Below are 14,831 nucleotides of genomic sequence, written 5' to 3' on the forward strand. Positions count from 1 at the left end.
TGTTTTTTTATATATGAAATGTATTTGCTTTATTCAATATTTCTTTCGCATCTATAGGCAATAAAGAAAGTGTATCTTCTCCTTCCAAAGTTACACAATCTTTGACAATATGAAATCCAAGCGCATAGCCAAGCATCTTCGGATAAGAATGAAATCCATTTAATAAGATGTCGTGCTCCCTTGTTCCTCGCTTTATACTTATTCTTTCATGCACAACATTTTTCCAATAATATATAGCCTCTTCTTTTGAAAGATACGTCGTCCACGGTGCATTGTTTTTTTCTGAATATCTTTCCGTTACCGCTTGCTCAGCCAAACCTTCCATAATCATCGTATCAAGTAATGTATATTCCGTTTCTTTCGTCTCAATTTGATGTAACCTGCATATGTGATGATATTCATGCGCTAGTAACACTTTTAATTCTTCCACCGAATTCCGTCCACATACAAATAAGAAAATAACGTGACGCATAGATAATCCAGCCCTGCCGTTATACTCTTCTTGTACCGTTCGATTATAGGAATCTGATAATAAAATAAAGACAGGGACATCTGGACCTTTTAGCCAATCTTTCAGCTTCTCATATTCTGCACGTAACTCTTTCCAAACTTCCTTTTTCTCTAACTCTTTAATTTCTCGTTCTCCTCGCATAACGGGGCGATACATACCTTTAGAAATTAAAAAGCGATACAATCTTTCTTTTGGTAGCGGGATATACTTCGTAAACTTCTCACACAGCTTTTCTGGCCGTCCGTAATATAGATGTAACCACTCAGCAGTTTCAACAACCCCCATCTTTATCCCTCCTTTTTCTTATGTATATGCAAAAGGAGAAAAAGGCGTAAAAATAAATAAGGAGTTTTTTCGCAATATGTTACGAAAAAACTCCTTATTTCATCTATTATTTATACGCTTTAAATACTAATACTGCGTTATGACCACCGAATCCTAATGAATTACTTAACACTGCGTTTACTTCTTGATGTCTCGCTTGATTCGGTACGTAATCTAAGTCACATTCTGGATCTGGTGTCTCATAGTTAATTGTTGGAGGAATTACTCCATCTGTAATTGATTTAATAGAGAAAATCGCTTCAACAGCACCAGCTGCCCCTAATAAGTGACCTGTCATTGATTTCGTTGAGCTAATCGCTACTTTATACGCATGCTCACCGAACGTTTCTTTAATTGCCATCGTTTCATACTTTTCATTCGCATCCGTACTTGTACCATGCGCATTAATGTAATCAATATCTTCTGGCTGTAGACCTGCATCTGCTAAAGCTTGACGCATTGCGCGCACGCCACCTTCACCGCCAGGAGCCGGCATTGTAATATGGAATGCATCACCAGTTGCACCGTAACCAGCGATTTCTGCATAAATGTGAGCACCACGAGCTAATGCGTGCTCTAATTCTTCAAGAATTAAAATACCCGAACCTTCACCCATTACGAAACCGCTACGGTTTTTATCGAATGGACGGCAAGCTGTTGCTGGATCTTCATTGAATGTTAATGCTTTCGCTGAGCTAAATCCTGCGAATGCCATACTTGTTAACGGCGCCTCTGCTCCGCCTGTAATCATTGCATCAGCATCACCTCGCTGAATCGCTTTAAACGCATCACCAATTGAGTTTGCACCAGATGCACAAGCCGTTACAGAACAAGTGTTAATTCCTTTTGCTCCTGTTGCGATTGATACTTGGCCTGCTGCCATATCTGGAATCATCATCGGTACGAAGAATGGGCTCACGCGGCGCGGACCTTTCTCAGTAAAAATCTTAAATTGTTCTTCGTATGTTTCCATACCGCCAATACCAGAACCAATCCATACACCAATTCGAGGTCCGTTTTCTTCTGTAATCTCAAGCTTTGCATCTGCAACTGCCATTTTCGCTGCCGCTACTGCATATTGTGTAAAGCGATCCATACGACGCGCTTCTTTTTTATCAATATATTTCTCGACTTCAAAGTCGTTAATTTCTGCTGCTACTTTTGCTGGAAATAGTTCCGGATCAATTCTTGTAAGTCGTCCGATTCCAGATACACCTTTTTTAATGTTTTCCCACGCTGTTTCAACATCTGTACCGACCGGTGTAACAGCTCCTAATCCTGTAATTACGACCCTCTTTTTTTCCATACAAAATACACTCCTTTTTTTCTCTCAGTCCTTATTTACCCCAACGAAGAGCGACTGCTCCCCACGTTAATCCGCCGCCAAAACCAACAAGTATAATTAAATCACCATCTTGAATACGTCCGTTTTGCAATTCCTCTACCATCGCAATCGGAATGGAAGAAGCTGATGTATTACCGAACTTCTCAATTGTCATACTCATTTTTTCTTGTGGTAAATTTAATCTCTCTCTTGCAGATTCCATAATACGAATGTTCGCTTGATGCGGTACTAAGAAATCCACATCTTCTTTCGTAAGACCAGCTTTATCTAAAACGCGAAGACAAGAATCCCCAAGTTGACGAACGGCAAATTTAAAGACTTCTCTGCCATTCATCATAACATACTCGTCTTGATAAAGATGCTTACCGCCACTTCCGTCCGCTCCTAATTCGAAAGATAGAACACCTTTACCTTCTGAAACAGCTCCCATTACGATCGCACCAGCTCCGTCTCCAAATAGTACTGCTGTATTTCGATCGTTCCAGTCTACAATTTTAGATAGTTTATCACTACCAACTACTAGTATATTTTTATAAGTTCCCGTTTGAATAAATTGCTGCGCTGTAATCATTCCGTACATAAAACCAGCACACGCTGCACTTAAATCCATTGCAGCTGCATGTTTTGCGCCAATCGCTTCTTGAATAACACAAGCTACTGCTGGAAAAGCACGATCTGGCGTTACTGTTGCTACTAAAATAAGATCGATATCCTCTCCGCTAATCCCTGCATCTTCAAGTGCTTTTTTAGAAGCCTCTACGGCCATATATGAAGTATCTATTGTATCATCGGCAATGCGTCTTTCCGCAATCCCTGTTCTCGTACGAATCCATTCATCGGATGTATCCATTATTTTCTCTAAATCGTGATTTGTGACTACTTTTTCCGGCACATATCTTCCGATCCCTAAAATGCCCACGTTCACATCGCAGCCCTCCGTTTTATATCAATTATTATGACTTGGTACTAATTTTAAAACATAAATGTATTTTTGTCTAGAATATATTTCAGCTAAAACATAAAGCTAACGCATTATTCACCTTATTGTTCATGAAAAGAAACGGAAACATACCTTTCTCTGTTCTTTCGAAATATAAAAAGGCCCGAACCGCTTCTACTTACGGTTCGGGCCTCTCTTCCGTCTAAAAAAATGCTTTTATTCTTTATCTGCTTTCCCGAGCTCATATGCTTCGTTCATAACTTTCATCAATAACTCTAATACTGGTTGAGCTTTCTCCATATCAAGCGCAATTCCATTATCATCTAAAATGGCCTTAGCTTCTGGTAAATGCTTCATTGCGATTTGTAAAAATTGCATGCTTTTCTCATTCATATTACGTTCTTCCTCTCCATTAAAACTTTCACATACATAGTGTAACATGCTCTCTATCCTTCGTATAACTCTTTATATTTTTTCATATGTGCCAATTGTTTATTTAAACCGTATTCTAACGGAGTATTTCTTTTTATTAAAATATCCTCGGCCGCTCCATCTCTTTCTTCCGCATTCTCTTTATTCACTTTATCCTCTGCACGTAAAAGGTTCATACCTTTTTTCCATAATGATTTTTTGCCACTAAGTAAATTATATATACCGAGATGCTCCTCGTTCATTCCATTTTCCCATAAGTATTCACATACATCTTCAACGTACAGTAGATCACTTCCGTTTTCCTCACCCGCATAATGGCACTCTTTCTCACCCAGTTCTGATAACATGAGCTGATGATACATCATAAAAGGTGGTTGCCATGGACCATATAATGTAGGAACTCGAAATACACTATATTGTACCTCTCCTTTTTTCAATCCTTCTTCCACTTTCGAAAATAAACGTTTATTTTCGGACTCATCTGCGTTTCCTACTTCAATAGAAGAAATTAGATTTAACTTCACTTTATGTTCTTCACACAGTCTTATCATTCGCTTTAAATACTGTAATATAACTCTTTCATTTCGAAAGCCCCTTTGTTGATTTGGTTCATACAGACAAAAGTAAACGGCATCAAATTTCTCTTCCTCTACGGATCTCCATCCGTCTTCATCTCTTATCGAATAATACGTAAATAACGCATTTCGCCCAATTAACAATAACTTCTCTTCATTAATTTTTGTCATACTATCAAATTCATCAAAATCAAGACCATATACTTCTACTTCTTCTGCAATCATTTTATTCACAAGGTGATAACCTACAAACGTAAGTGCACCTATAATTAGCACGCGTTCCATACCACCAACCCTTTCCCCTTGAAACAAATAGCTCCTCATTTATGTATATGGGAGCTTCACAATTCTTCTTCATATTTTTTAAAGAAATCAGTCGTTTGCCTAACCATTTTATATTTCACATCTTGCAGATGGAATAAGACAGAAGTATCGCATTGGTTCAATTGCCTCATTTTCTCGTATTTACGTAGCAGCTGTTTTCTTCCTCTTTTTTCTTGTGTTGATACAAAAATTTTAACAGGTACACAAGACGGAAGAAGCGTAAATGACTTCTTATTTATTTTCGCTTCTAATTCTTCTTCTTTAGCATCATACGCCAAACTTAATTCCTTCAAGAGTCTCTTGTAAAAAAATTTATGCTCTTTCTCAAACTCCACATATTCTGGTAAATCTAAACACGGATTTAACATAATGACAGAACGTATACATTCAGGGTATTTGTTCATCATTTCAAGCGCAACAAGTGCCCCCATACCATCTGCCATAATGTGCATTTTTGCATTTAATGTCTCTTTTCTCAACACAACGTCATATAGACGTTTCGCTAGACGAACAGATTGGTCGTTTCCCCAATGTCTTCCGTATAAATTAGAAGAAAAGACCGTATAGCCTTCCTCAATAAGGCCATGTAAAAAATAAGATCTACCTGTATGCTGTGTCCATAAACTTGTACCATTCTCAATAAAGTAGTTGTAATCACCAAGAAGCATGACAGAAAATCCATTTGGCTTCTCTGGTAAATAAATAACGCATGGTTCTTTTTCTAAGTAAAAAAAACGTTCCGTAATACTCATTTTTCCCCCGCCTTATTTTCTAAACGTATAAAAGTACTCTTTTATAATGTATGAACGGAATGCAAATTTGCGTTGAAAAATCTACAAATATTTTTTCTATATTCTTTTTTCAATTGTGTTACAATAAGGACAGATTGAACGAATAGAGGTGTAAAATATGCGTTTCATTTGGGCATTAATTTGGTCGTTCTTGCTTGTACATATGATGAGCTACGTAATCGGCTCTATGACTGGCGGTACATACGATTTTAACCAAGCGTCTATTTTCTCAGTTGTTCTTGCGGTATTCGTACTAGCAATTTCAGCTGCAATTCCAAACGAGCCAGTAGAACAACACTAAAAAAAGAGTCCGGATTTTATCCGAACTCTTTTTTACATGGATAAAAATCCTTTATTATCCTTTAACGGTTAAATAACTAATATAAGGACAAAAAGCACTATTCTCTTATTAAAAAAGATTATATCGTAATATAAAGGAGTAATGTTATGGATTTCAAAGATTATAAGATTTGCAATATTTACGGCCAGCAAATGTGGCATGATCAAGCTATAATTATCGGTAACAAAAAAGGATTAGAACAATTAAGGGATATGATTGATGTAGCATTAACTGAAAATCAAAGTGAAGATATTTTCTATCCAACCGATTTTGAAGGATACGAATTGAAAATTATTTGTCTAGAAGATGAAAAAACATTGGAGCACTTAGCTTTGCCCTACCACGATGAAAATTACTACACTAAAACCGATAATGAAGTTGCACCAGAGTCTATAAACAATAAAAAAAGCACTTAAGAGTGCTTTTTTTAATAGACTGTGGAGAAATCCTCCTCCACAACCTATTTTCATTTCACATGAACAACTAACTCGTTATTTTCTACATCAACCACTACATGACTATTGTCAATAATCGTACCTGCAATTAATTCTCTCGCTAATTTCGTCTCAACTTGACGCTGTACATATCTTTTTAATGGACGGGCTCCGTACATCGGATCGAAGCCAGCTTCGACAACAAACTCTTTCGCTGCGTCTGTTAATTCTACCGTAATGTGACGGTCAGCTAAACGACCTTGTAATTCTTTTACAATTTTATCAACAATACCTTTAATTTCATTCGTTGTAAGAGGTTTGAATAAAATAATTTCGTCGACACGGTTTAAAAACTCTGGTCGGAAATGTCCTCTTAATTGTCCCATAACAAGCTCTCTTGATTCCTCTTTAATGGAGCCATCATCTTCTAATCCATCTAATAAATGAGCAGATCCAATATTTGAAGTCATAATAATAACTGTGTTTTTAAAGTCTACTGTACGTCCTTGCGAATCTGTAATGCGACCGTCATCTAACATTTGTAATAAAATGTTGAATACTTCTGGATGTGCTTTTTCGATTTCGTCTAATAAAATAACCGAATACGGTTTACGTCTTACCGCTTCTGTTAATTGACCGCCCTCTTCATATCCAACATATCCAGGAGGCGCACCAATTAAGCGTGACACAGCGTGTTTCTCCATATACTCAGACATATCAATACGAATCATTTGTTCTTCACTATCGAATAATGACTGCGCTAACGTTTTTGCAAGTTCTGTTTTACCAACACCAGTAGGTCCTAAGAAAATGAAGGAACCAATCGGACGGTTCGGGTCTTTAATACCTGCGCGCGCACGAAGAACTGCGTCTGATACTAAGCTTACCGCTTCCTCTTGTCCAATGACACGCTCTGATAAAATTTGCTCTAAACGTAGTAATTTCTCGCGTTCACCTTCAACGAGTTTTGCAACAGGAATGCCAGTCCAACGTGAAACAATATCAGCAATTTCTTCTTCACTTACTTCCTCACGTAATAAACGATTTTCTTGTTTATTATGCGCGCCCATTTCTTCTGCTTCTTTTAACTCTTTTTCAATTGCAGGAATTTTTCCGTGGCGAAGTTCCGCTGCTTTATTTAGATCGTAATTCCCTTCTGCTTCTTCTAATTCACGGCGCAGACGCTCTAAATGTTCACGTAAGTCACGAACTTTGTGAATATCTTCTTTTTCTTTCTCCCATTTGGCTCTCATACCACTTGCAACTTCTTTTAAATCCGATAATTCACGTTGCAACGTTTTTAGACGTTCTTGGCTACCAAAGTCCTTTTCTTTTCCAAGAGCCGCTTCTTCAATTTCTAGCTGCATAATGCGGCGCGTTACTTCATCTAATTCTGTCGGCATAGAATCGATTTCTGTACGAATTGTTGCACACGCTTCATCGACAAGGTCAATTGCTTTATCTGGTAAGAAACGGTCCGAAATATATCGATCTGATAAAACTGATGCTGCTACAATCGCGCGGTCATGAATATTTACACCGTGATAAATTTCAAAGCGCTCTTTTAAACCACGTAAAATGGAAATTGTATCTTCAACAGTTGGTTCTTCTGCTAATACTTGTTGGAAACGTCTTTCTAGCGCTGGATCTTTCTCAATATATTTACGATATTCATCTAACGTCGTCGCCCCGATACAATGCAATTCACCACGCGCAAGCATCGGTTTTAACATATTCCCTGCATCCATTGCGCCTTCTGTTTTACCAGCGCCGACGATTGTGTGAAGTTCATCAATGAATAGTAAAATACGACCTTCACTCTTTTTAATTTCATTTAATACAGCTTGGAGACGCTCTTCAAATTCACCGCGGAATTTCGCTCCAGCTACAAGCGCACTCATATCTAATGCAAAGATTGTTCTATCTTTTAATCCTTCAGGTACATCCTTTTTCACAATACGCTGTGCTAACCCTTCAACAATTGCTGTTTTACCAACACCTGGTTCACCAATTAAAACTGGGTTGTTTTTCGTTTTACGTGAAAGAATGCGGATTACGCGGCGAATTTCACTATCGCGGCCGATAACAGGGTCAATTTTCCCCGCTCTTACTTCCGCCACTAAATCACGACCATATTTTTCTAACGCTTCATAAGTTGCTTCTGGATTTTGACTAGTCACTCTTTGATTCCCCCGAACTGTCATTAAAGACTGTAATAAGTTATCTTTCGTAATATGAAATCTTGTAAATAATTGGTTTATATCGCCTTTTTCTTCAGTAAAAGCAAGTAATACATGTTCAACTGAAATGTAATCATCTTGCAATTTTTCTGCTTCTTTTCCTGCTCTTACAAGCAGTTGTTGCAAAGCACCTGTTATATATAATTTACCTGCTTCTGCACCGCTTCCCGTTACAGAGGGCTTTTTCTTAATTAAACCTTCAGCACCTTGTTTTAACGCTTCTATATCGACATTCATTTTTTGAAAAATACGTACTGCTAGCCCATCTTGCTCTTCTAATAATGTAAACAAGAGATGAACAGTATCTACTTCTTGATGATGATGAGATACCGCTAAAGATTGAGCACTCATAATCGCCTCTTGTGTTTTTGTTGTCATTTGATTTAAGTCCATCTTTACAGTCCTCCAAATGTTTGACTTTCTTTGACCTTTGATTTGATTATACGCCAACTGACTTTTTTATACAATAATTTTGATTATGTATTTTCAAACTTATTATTAGAAAAAGAAAAAGGGAGCATGCATGATACGACTGAAAAATATACGGTAAATGAAATTATAATGTGTAACGACAAAAAAGCCGCAATAATAATTGCGGCTTCTATTACGGTTTTCTTTTATATGTCCACTGGCGGTTATGATTTGTGTTATCTGGAAACTTTTCACCAGCAGTTAGTTTTACCATTTGCGGATCTTTCACCATACTTCCCGTTTCACCAATTTCTACGTAAATGCCATCATTTGGCGCTTTTTGTCCAGAACGAAACCTACGATTTTGTCCCATTTCCATTCTCCTTCCATGACGTCTTTGCCTCATTAGTATATCCATTTTAAAAGAAAGCTTGTCTGTCATGTTTAGGAAACAAGTACTACATTTCATTCTTGCACATATACATGAATGACACAAGCTTAAAGCAGGGATTTCTTCCCTATTTGTAGAAAAAAAAGAAACCAACCTACTATAGGCCAGTTTCAAAGGAGAGTCAAACATATACGAGAAGATTACATGTTCATTATAAGCCTCATCCTACGAACAATGTAACCCTTTTCACAATTTGTCCATAATGAAAGAAACATTGTTTGAACTTTCTAAAAAGATGTTGACTTTTCTTAATTTCCAGCGAGAAATAGTAGACACCGCAACACTTTGCGACGTAAGATGGATATATAGTGAAGTTTCCATCTTTGGTGGTCTCACCCAGCTTAACCTCTTATTTCTGCATATTAAAACGGAAATACAGATAGAAACAAAAATAAATTATTATAAGAGGTGAAATTATGAACAAACAGCATTTAATCGCACTAGACTTAGACGGCACTTTATTAACAGACAACAAAATAATTTCCACTCGAACGAAACATACAATTGCAAAAGCAAAGGAACAAGGACATATTGTCGTTATTTCAACAGGACGTCCATTCCGCGCTAGTTATGATTACTATAAAGAACTTGGTCTGAATACACCAATCGTAAACTTTAATGGCGCTTACGTACATCACCCTCTTGATTCAAAGTGGGGCACACATCACTCTCCTCTTGAGCTAGCAACAGCACAAGAAATTGTCCGAGCTTGCTTTGATTTTGGCGTGAAAAATATATACGCTGAAGTAATGGACGATGTGTATGTTCGTGAAATTGATGAAGATAAAAAACATATTTTTGAATTCGGTTCTCCAAACATTTTTACAGGAGACTTATTAAATATTTTAAACGATCATCCAACTTGCTTATTAATTGACGCACATGACGAGCATTCCAGTGCAATTCGTCAACATTTAACTGATATGCATGCTGAAGTAATTGACCATAGAAAATGGGGCGCACCTTGGCCAATTATTGAAATTGTAAAAAGCGGATTAAATAAAGCTGTCGGACTACAAAAAATTTCTAGTCATTACAACATTCCACAAGAGCGAATTATCGCTTTCGGTGATGAAGATAACGACTTTGAAATGATTGAATTTGCTGGTCACGGCATCGCAATGGGAAATGCCATCCCTGAATTAAAATCACTCGCAAACCATACGACGCTAACGAACGAAGAAGATGGCATTGCACTATATTTAGAAGAGGTTCTTGGGTTGTAATCTAAAAATTCCCTGCTTATAGTTTCTCGCCAAACGCTCATACTATCATTAGACGCAAAAGTTAGCGCGTCGATTGTTTTCAGCTAAATAAAGGGGGTTTTTCGAATGGGTAAAAAGAATAAATCAAAACGTTTTATCCAACAAGGAGCCGATGCTGTTATGAAGCATGATGCAAGATTCCCGTACCGAGGTACATTAGCTGAGGCAGAAAAAGCGAGAAGTAACTCTTCTTTTGGAGGGGTCTAAATGGGGAACTTACTATTTCAACAAGCTAGAGATGCTGTTGCAAATGCCGTATCTTGTTCAAGCGGTGCCGAGCAACAAGATCTCGTATATAGAGCAAAAAACGCTTTGCACTCTGCATACGCAAACTCTTCAACAGCTGAAAAAGTTCAGCTACGTGAAATGCAAGAGCAGTTGCAAAACATTACGAATGCACATTAAAAAAGAGGACCAGCTTTGGTCCTCTTTAATCTTTTCGAAACAATCCGAATACCCCAACCGTTTGCAGTACGTTTGTAAATGCACCTGGGTCCACTTGTTTAATAACCCTCTCTAATTCGTACAGTTCGTAACGAGTAATAACAATCATTAACATTTCCTTATTTTCATTCGTATAAGCACCAGTTGCTGGTATAGTTGTAATCCCCCTCACTAAGCGTGAGTGAATCGCCTTTCGTACATCCGCCCCATTCTTCGTAACGATTAACGCCGTAATCTTCACATGACGCGTATGAATTGCATCGATGATTCGCGTTGACACATACAAAGTCACTAAAGTATATAATGCTTTTTCCCATCCATACACATAGCCGGCAGCGATAATGATCAGTGCATTAAAGAAGAAAAAATACGTACCGACAGGCTTGTCTTTAATCTTTGATAAAATCATGGCGATTATATCTAAACCACCTGTAGAAGCCCCCCACTTCAACGCAATCCCTACCCCGATTGCTGAAATAAGCCCACCAAAAATCGCATTTAATATGATGTCGTTTGAAACTGCTCTAACTGGGATAATTTCTAAAAACATAGTCATAAAGATAACGCAAAGAAAACTAAAGAAAGTAAAGGCCTTTCCAACCTTTTTCCAGGCTAAAATAACGACTGGAATGTTAAACAAGCTAAATAATACCCCGGTTGATATGTGAATAGATAAAAAATCACCTAATATTTGTGATAGCAATTGAGACAATCCAGCAAAGCCACTTGCATACACTTTCGCTGGCGTTAAAAATAAATTCATTCCAATCGCATTTAACAAACCTGCGACCATTACAACGATTAACTTCTTTATAAGTTCGGTATAATTCAACTTCAAATCCATTTCCAATCCACCTTCATTATTCATGAGTACACTGCTATACATAGTCTTTACGAAAAAGGAAATGATAAACGTACAACGTTTAGAAATGGAGTTGATACATATGCCACATACGAGTGATAACGACAAAAAAGCACGCGATAATAATGCAAAACGCGCGCAAAAAAATGAGCAAGAACAAAAGAATATAGAACAAGGTAAGCGTGCCTATTCTAAAAAGACTGATCACCTTTGATTCCATCGTACACCGACAATATTGTTGGTGTACTTTTTTTACAGTTTACAGGGAAAAAACATTAAAAATTCACTTCATGTTCACTTCTATATTCTACAATAGCGATAACATATTCGGATGAGGTGTTAGCATGAGAGGGAAACACATTTTCATTATTACTGCACTACTAAGTATATTAATGCTATCTGCTTGTGGACAAAAAAACGACTCAGATACAGTCGCTACAGCAACAGACTCAACCATTACGAAGAGCGACTTCGAAAAACAGTTGAAAGATCGTTACGGAAAAGACATGCTGTACGAAATGATGGCGCAAGACGTTATCACGAAAAAATATAAAGTATCTGACGATGATGTAGATAAAGAATTACAAAAAGCGAAAAATCAATACGGAGACCAATTTAAAAACGTATTGAAAAACAATGGTTTAAAAGATGAAGCTGATTTCAAAAATCAAATTAAGTTCAAACTTGCTATGAATGAAGCGATTAAGAAAAGTATTACAGAAAAAGACGTGAAAGACCACTATAAACCTGAAATTAAAGCAAGCCATATTTTAGTAAGTGACGAAAATGAAGCAAAAGAAATAAAGAAAAAATTAGATGCTGGTGCTTCATTTGAAGAACTAGCAAAACAAGAATCGCAAGACCTACTATCAAAAGAGAAAGGCGGAGACCTTGGATACTTCAATTCAGGTAGAATGGCACCTGAATTTGAAACTGCTGCCTATAAACTAAAGGTCGGACAAATTAGCAATCCCGTTGCATCACCAAACGGTTATCATATTATTAAATTAACTGATAAAAAAGCTTTAAAGCCTTATGATGAAGTGAAAGACTCTATTCGCAAAAACTTAGAAGAAGAACGTATCTCTGACCCTATATTCGGCAAAAAACTATTGCAAAATGAATTAAAAAAAGCAAATATTAAAATAAACGATAGTGAGTTGAAAGATACGTTCACTCTTGTACATGAGCAAGGGAATTAAAAAAGCACCACCTTATAGGTAAAATATAAGGTGGTGCTTTTTATTTCCTTTATTTCTTAAAGTACGTCCAACCTTCTTCTTGGTAAACCTTTTCTTCTTTCATCAACTTACCAAGTGCACGCTTAAATGCAGCTTTACTCATATTGAAACGCTCTTTAATGTCTTCTGGATAGCTCTTATCCCAAAACGGCATTGCTCCGCCTCGTTCTTCCATATATGCATAAATCACTGCAGCATCATCTTCCATTCCTTCTTCTTTACGAGGAAGAAGGGAGATGTTAATTGTACCGTCATCTTTTACATCAATAATTCGTCCCGTTACACGTTGACCGATGCGAACTTGCTCTTTTCTTTCTGTGTGATGTAAAAATGCACGGAAATGCTCATCTGTTAATACAAACGAACCAACTTGAAGTGAACGATACACACGTCCGTTTACGTTTTTATTACGCATAGATGGTGTCGCATCTACAACGATTTCTTGCATATCACTATCTCTTGCTGGAAGAGCAATTAAACGATCACGATTCGTTAATTTTAACGTACAATATAATTCGTCTCCAACTTCTGGCCATACTGGCATATAAATTGGGAATTCATCAGCTGGAATTAGTATATCTTTTGATACACCAATATCAACAAACACACCTAGACTAGGAATAACTTCTACAACCTTTACCCAGTTCCAATCATACGTTGTAATAATTGGTTCCTTCATTGTTGCCGAAATACGATTTTGGTGATCAAGATATAAGAATACATCAATCGTATCGCCTTCTTCAATTTCTCCAGCTACTTCATTTTTATGTAGGAAAATTTCTTCTTCTTCATTCCCAACCATATATCCGATTTCCGTTTCGCGTAAAACAGTTACCTGTTCAATCGATCCTATTTGTAAATACATATTTTTTTAATTCCCTTCTCTATATATAAAATGAACTTTTTTAACTTTTTATATTTTTATCATTCCAAACAAAAGTTAATTATAACACGATTTTCTCTTTATTTGTCCAACTGCCCAAAATTCACTATAATAAAATGAGGTTACATCATTATAAGCATGAAAACACTTAAGTCTAAGCTCGTTTTCAGCTATACTTTAGTATGTACAGTACATAAAAAGATTAGAAATTTATTTGGAGGTGCTAACTATGGCAAAAGATAGTTCTTTTGACATCGTTTCGAAAGTAGAATTACCTGAAGTAACAAACGCAATTAATACTGCATTAAAAGAAATCCAAAACCGATATGACTTTAAAGGAAGTAAAAGTGATATTAAACTTGAGAAAGAAGTACTTGTTTTAACTTCTGACGATGAGTTCAAATTAGAGCAAGTAAAAGACGTTCTTATTTCTAAACTCGTAAAACGTAACGTTCCAATTAAGAACTTAGATTACGGAAAAGTTGAAGCGGCGGCTGGTAACACTGTTCGCCAACGCGCAACACTTCAACAAGGTATCGATAAAGATAACGCAAAAAGAATTAACAATATCATTAAAGAAATGAAATTAAAAGTAAAAACACAAGTACAAGATGATCAAGTACGTGTTACAGCGAAAAGCCGTGATGACTTACAAGCAGTTATCGCAGCAGTTCGTAGCGCTGATTTACCAATTGACGTACAATTTATTAACTACCGCTAAAAAGAAAAACATCCTCTGCCTAGAGGATGTTTTTCTTTTTAGCGGGTAGAAACAATATGACGAGGACAAGAAGGTATTTGCGGTGAAAATTGCTGAGCGAACAGTGTTTATTCATGCGAATATCTTACAGGTGACCGCGTCGTTAGACTAGGTCTCATTGTAGAATTTTTTTATACATGGGATTGAGGATGATCTTTTAAAAATAAGGAAAAGACACCTTAGAACATTTCCCTTCAACTTGAAGCACTTTCTTTATCAATTGAATCCCAAACCAAAATCCCTCTCCTACTCAAGCGT

At 36.9% G+C, this 14,831-nt stretch carries 18 protein-coding genes; 8 read left to right on the forward strand and 10 right to left on the reverse strand.

Annotation, left to right across the window (positions count from 1 at the left end; translation table 11 throughout):
* Positions 1-7: 7 nt before the first annotated feature.
* The 6 genes from LMD38_RS20520 to LMD38_RS20545 form a co-directional block, all read right to left on the reverse strand.
* Positions 8-796 (reverse strand): DUF2268 domain-containing putative Zn-dependent protease, encoded by a 789-nt coding sequence (locus LMD38_RS20520; RefSeq protein ID WP_000539320.1) that lies wholly within the window; start codon positions 794-796, stop codon positions 8-10.
* A gap of 106 nt (positions 797-902) precedes the next feature.
* On the reverse strand, positions 903-2,141 hold the full coding sequence (fabF, locus tag LMD38_RS20525) for a beta-ketoacyl-ACP synthase II (protein WP_000412655.1): 1,239 nt from the start codon (positions 2,139-2,141) through the stop codon (positions 903-905).
* 31 nt (positions 2,142-2,172) lie between these two features.
* Positions 2,173-3,105, reverse strand: coding sequence for a beta-ketoacyl-ACP synthase III (fabH, locus tag LMD38_RS20530; protein ID WP_001100536.1), 933 nt, complete (start codon positions 3,103-3,105; stop codon positions 2,173-2,175).
* Positions 3,106-3,336: 231 nt separating this feature from the next.
* Complete coding sequence (locus LMD38_RS20535; RefSeq protein WP_001986215.1) at positions 3,337-3,513, reverse strand: ComZ family protein; 177 nt, start codon at positions 3,511-3,513, stop codon at positions 3,337-3,339.
* 53 nt (positions 3,514-3,566) lie between these two features.
* A complete protein-coding gene (locus LMD38_RS20540) occupies positions 3,567-4,439 on the reverse strand; it encodes an NAD-dependent epimerase/dehydratase family protein (RefSeq protein ID WP_062822688.1) in 873 nt (290 codons plus the stop codon).
* A gap of 29 nt (positions 4,440-4,468) precedes the next feature.
* Complete coding sequence (locus LMD38_RS20545) at positions 4,469-5,203, reverse strand: lipase family protein (protein ID WP_000028715.1); 735 nt, start codon at positions 5,201-5,203, stop codon at positions 4,469-4,471.
* Positions 5,204-5,360: 157 nt separating this feature from the next.
* Between LMD38_RS20545 and LMD38_RS20550 the strand changes: the two genes are divergently transcribed.
* Both LMD38_RS20550 and LMD38_RS20555 read left to right on the forward strand, forming a co-directional pair.
* Entirely contained in the window at positions 5,361-5,543 is a 183-nt protein-coding gene (locus LMD38_RS20550) for a YjzD family protein (RefSeq protein WP_001211115.1), read from the forward strand.
* A 146-nt stretch (positions 5,544-5,689) separates the two neighbouring features.
* Positions 5,690-5,998, forward strand: a complete 309-nt coding sequence (locus tag LMD38_RS20555) for a hypothetical protein (protein WP_061183088.1) — start codon at positions 5,690-5,692, stop codon at positions 5,996-5,998.
* Positions 5,999-6,048: 50 nt separating this feature from the next.
* On the opposite strand, the gene clpB is transcribed toward LMD38_RS20555, so the two are convergent.
* Together clpB and LMD38_RS20565 are read right to left on the reverse strand one after the other, a co-directional pair.
* Entirely contained in the window at positions 6,049-8,649 is a 2,601-nt protein-coding gene (clpB, locus tag LMD38_RS20560; RefSeq protein ID WP_016716861.1) for an ATP-dependent chaperone ClpB, read from the reverse strand.
* A 211-nt stretch (positions 8,650-8,860) separates the two neighbouring features.
* The gene (locus tag LMD38_RS20565; RefSeq protein ID WP_000531421.1) at positions 8,861-9,040 is read right to left on the reverse strand and encodes a YjzC family protein; all 180 of its coding nucleotides are present in this window, start codon (positions 9,038-9,040) and stop codon (positions 8,861-8,863) included.
* 494 nt (positions 9,041-9,534) lie between these two features.
* Between LMD38_RS20565 and LMD38_RS20570 the strand changes: the two genes are divergently transcribed.
* From LMD38_RS20570 to LMD38_RS20580, 3 genes are all read left to right on the forward strand, one after another.
* Positions 9,535-10,344: a Cof-type HAD-IIB family hydrolase gene (locus LMD38_RS20570; RefSeq protein WP_001041235.1), complete on the forward strand. Its 810-nt coding sequence runs from the start codon at positions 9,535-9,537 to the stop codon at positions 10,342-10,344.
* Positions 10,345-10,449: 105 nt separating this feature from the next.
* Positions 10,450-10,590, forward strand: coding sequence for a hypothetical protein (locus LMD38_RS20575; RefSeq protein WP_000516816.1), 141 nt, complete (start codon positions 10,450-10,452; stop codon positions 10,588-10,590).
* Positions 10,591-10,788 (forward strand): DUF3813 domain-containing protein, encoded by a 198-nt coding sequence (locus LMD38_RS20580; RefSeq protein WP_000527392.1) that lies wholly within the window; start codon positions 10,591-10,593, stop codon positions 10,786-10,788.
* 25 nt (positions 10,789-10,813) lie between these two features.
* On the opposite strand, the gene LMD38_RS20585 is transcribed toward LMD38_RS20580, so the two are convergent.
* On the reverse strand, positions 10,814-11,671 hold the full coding sequence (locus tag LMD38_RS20585) for a YitT family protein (RefSeq protein WP_000364456.1): 858 nt from the start codon (positions 11,669-11,671) through the stop codon (positions 10,814-10,816).
* Between the two features lie 100 nt (positions 11,672-11,771).
* Here LMD38_RS20585 and LMD38_RS20590 point away from each other — a divergent pair, with 100 nt between their 5' ends.
* A complete protein-coding gene (locus LMD38_RS20590) occupies positions 11,772-11,903 on the forward strand; it encodes a DUF3941 domain-containing protein (RefSeq protein ID WP_001120845.1) in 132 nt (43 codons plus the stop codon).
* Between the two features lie 130 nt (positions 11,904-12,033).
* On the forward strand, positions 12,034-12,891 hold the full coding sequence (prsA, locus tag LMD38_RS20595) for a peptidylprolyl isomerase PrsA (RefSeq protein WP_001214227.1): 858 nt from the start codon (positions 12,034-12,036) through the stop codon (positions 12,889-12,891).
* 49 nt (positions 12,892-12,940) lie between these two features.
* Here prsA and LMD38_RS20600 read toward each other — a convergent pair whose 3' ends face one another.
* Positions 12,941-13,795, reverse strand: a complete 855-nt coding sequence (locus LMD38_RS20600; RefSeq protein ID WP_000281266.1) for a CvfB family protein — start codon at positions 13,793-13,795, stop codon at positions 12,941-12,943.
* 247 nt (positions 13,796-14,042) lie between these two features.
* Here LMD38_RS20600 and LMD38_RS20605 point away from each other — a divergent pair, with 247 nt between their 5' ends.
* The gene (locus tag LMD38_RS20605) at positions 14,043-14,534 is read left to right on the forward strand and encodes a YajQ family cyclic di-GMP-binding protein (RefSeq protein WP_016716858.1); all 492 of its coding nucleotides are present in this window, start codon (positions 14,043-14,045) and stop codon (positions 14,532-14,534) included.
* Positions 14,535-14,831: the final 297 nt, after the last annotated feature.

Origin of the sequence: Bacillus pacificus, assembly GCF_020861345.1 — a bacterium.
In the GTDB taxonomy this organism is placed as follows: Bacteria; Bacillota; Bacilli; order Bacillales; family Bacillaceae_G; genus Bacillus_A; species Bacillus_A pacificus.

Excerpts from the sequence above, each read along its gene's own strand:
- LMD38_RS20605 (WP_016716858.1), top strand. The coding sequence starts at position 14,043 with ATGGCAAAAGATAGTTCTTTTGACATCGTTTCGAAAGTAGAATTACCT.
- LMD38_RS20550 (WP_001211115.1), top strand. The coding sequence starts at position 5,361 with ATGCGTTTCATTTGGGCATTAATTTGGTCGTTCTTGCTTGTACATATG.
- LMD38_RS20600 (WP_000281266.1), bottom strand. The coding sequence starts at position 13,795 with ATGTATTTACAAATAGGATCGATTGAACAGGTAACTGTTTTACGCGAA.
- LMD38_RS20570 (WP_001041235.1), top strand. The coding sequence starts at position 9,535 with ATGAACAAACAGCATTTAATCGCACTAGACTTAGACGGCACTTTATTA.
- LMD38_RS20585 (WP_000364456.1), bottom strand. The coding sequence starts at position 11,671 with ATGGATTTGAAGTTGAATTATACCGAACTTATAAAGAAGTTAATCGTT.
- LMD38_RS20590 (WP_001120845.1), top strand. The coding sequence starts at position 11,772 with ATGCCACATACGAGTGATAACGACAAAAAAGCACGCGATAATAATGCA.
- clpB (WP_016716861.1), bottom strand. The coding sequence starts at position 8,649 with ATGGACTTAAATCAAATGACAACAAAAACACAAGAGGCGATTATGAGT.
- LMD38_RS20555 (WP_061183088.1), top strand. The coding sequence starts at position 5,690 with ATGGATTTCAAAGATTATAAGATTTGCAATATTTACGGCCAGCAAATG.
- LMD38_RS20575 (WP_000516816.1), top strand. The coding sequence starts at position 10,450 with ATGGGTAAAAAGAATAAATCAAAACGTTTTATCCAACAAGGAGCCGAT.
- LMD38_RS20545 (WP_000028715.1), bottom strand. The coding sequence starts at position 5,203 with ATGAGTATTACGGAACGTTTTTTTTACTTAGAAAAAGAACCATGCGTT.
- fabF (WP_000412655.1), bottom strand. The coding sequence starts at position 2,141 with ATGGAAAAAAAGAGGGTCGTAATTACAGGATTAGGAGCTGTTACACCG.
- LMD38_RS20565 (WP_000531421.1), bottom strand. The coding sequence starts at position 9,040 with ATGGGACAAAATCGTAGGTTTCGTTCTGGACAAAAAGCGCCAAATGAT.
- LMD38_RS20580 (WP_000527392.1), top strand. The coding sequence starts at position 10,591 with ATGGGGAACTTACTATTTCAACAAGCTAGAGATGCTGTTGCAAATGCC.
- LMD38_RS20520 (WP_000539320.1), bottom strand. The coding sequence starts at position 796 with ATGGGGGTTGTTGAAACTGCTGAGTGGTTACATCTATATTACGGACGG.
- prsA (WP_001214227.1), top strand. The coding sequence starts at position 12,034 with ATGAGAGGGAAACACATTTTCATTATTACTGCACTACTAAGTATATTA.
- LMD38_RS20535 (WP_001986215.1), bottom strand. The coding sequence starts at position 3,513 with ATGAATGAGAAAAGCATGCAATTTTTACAAATCGCAATGAAGCATTTA.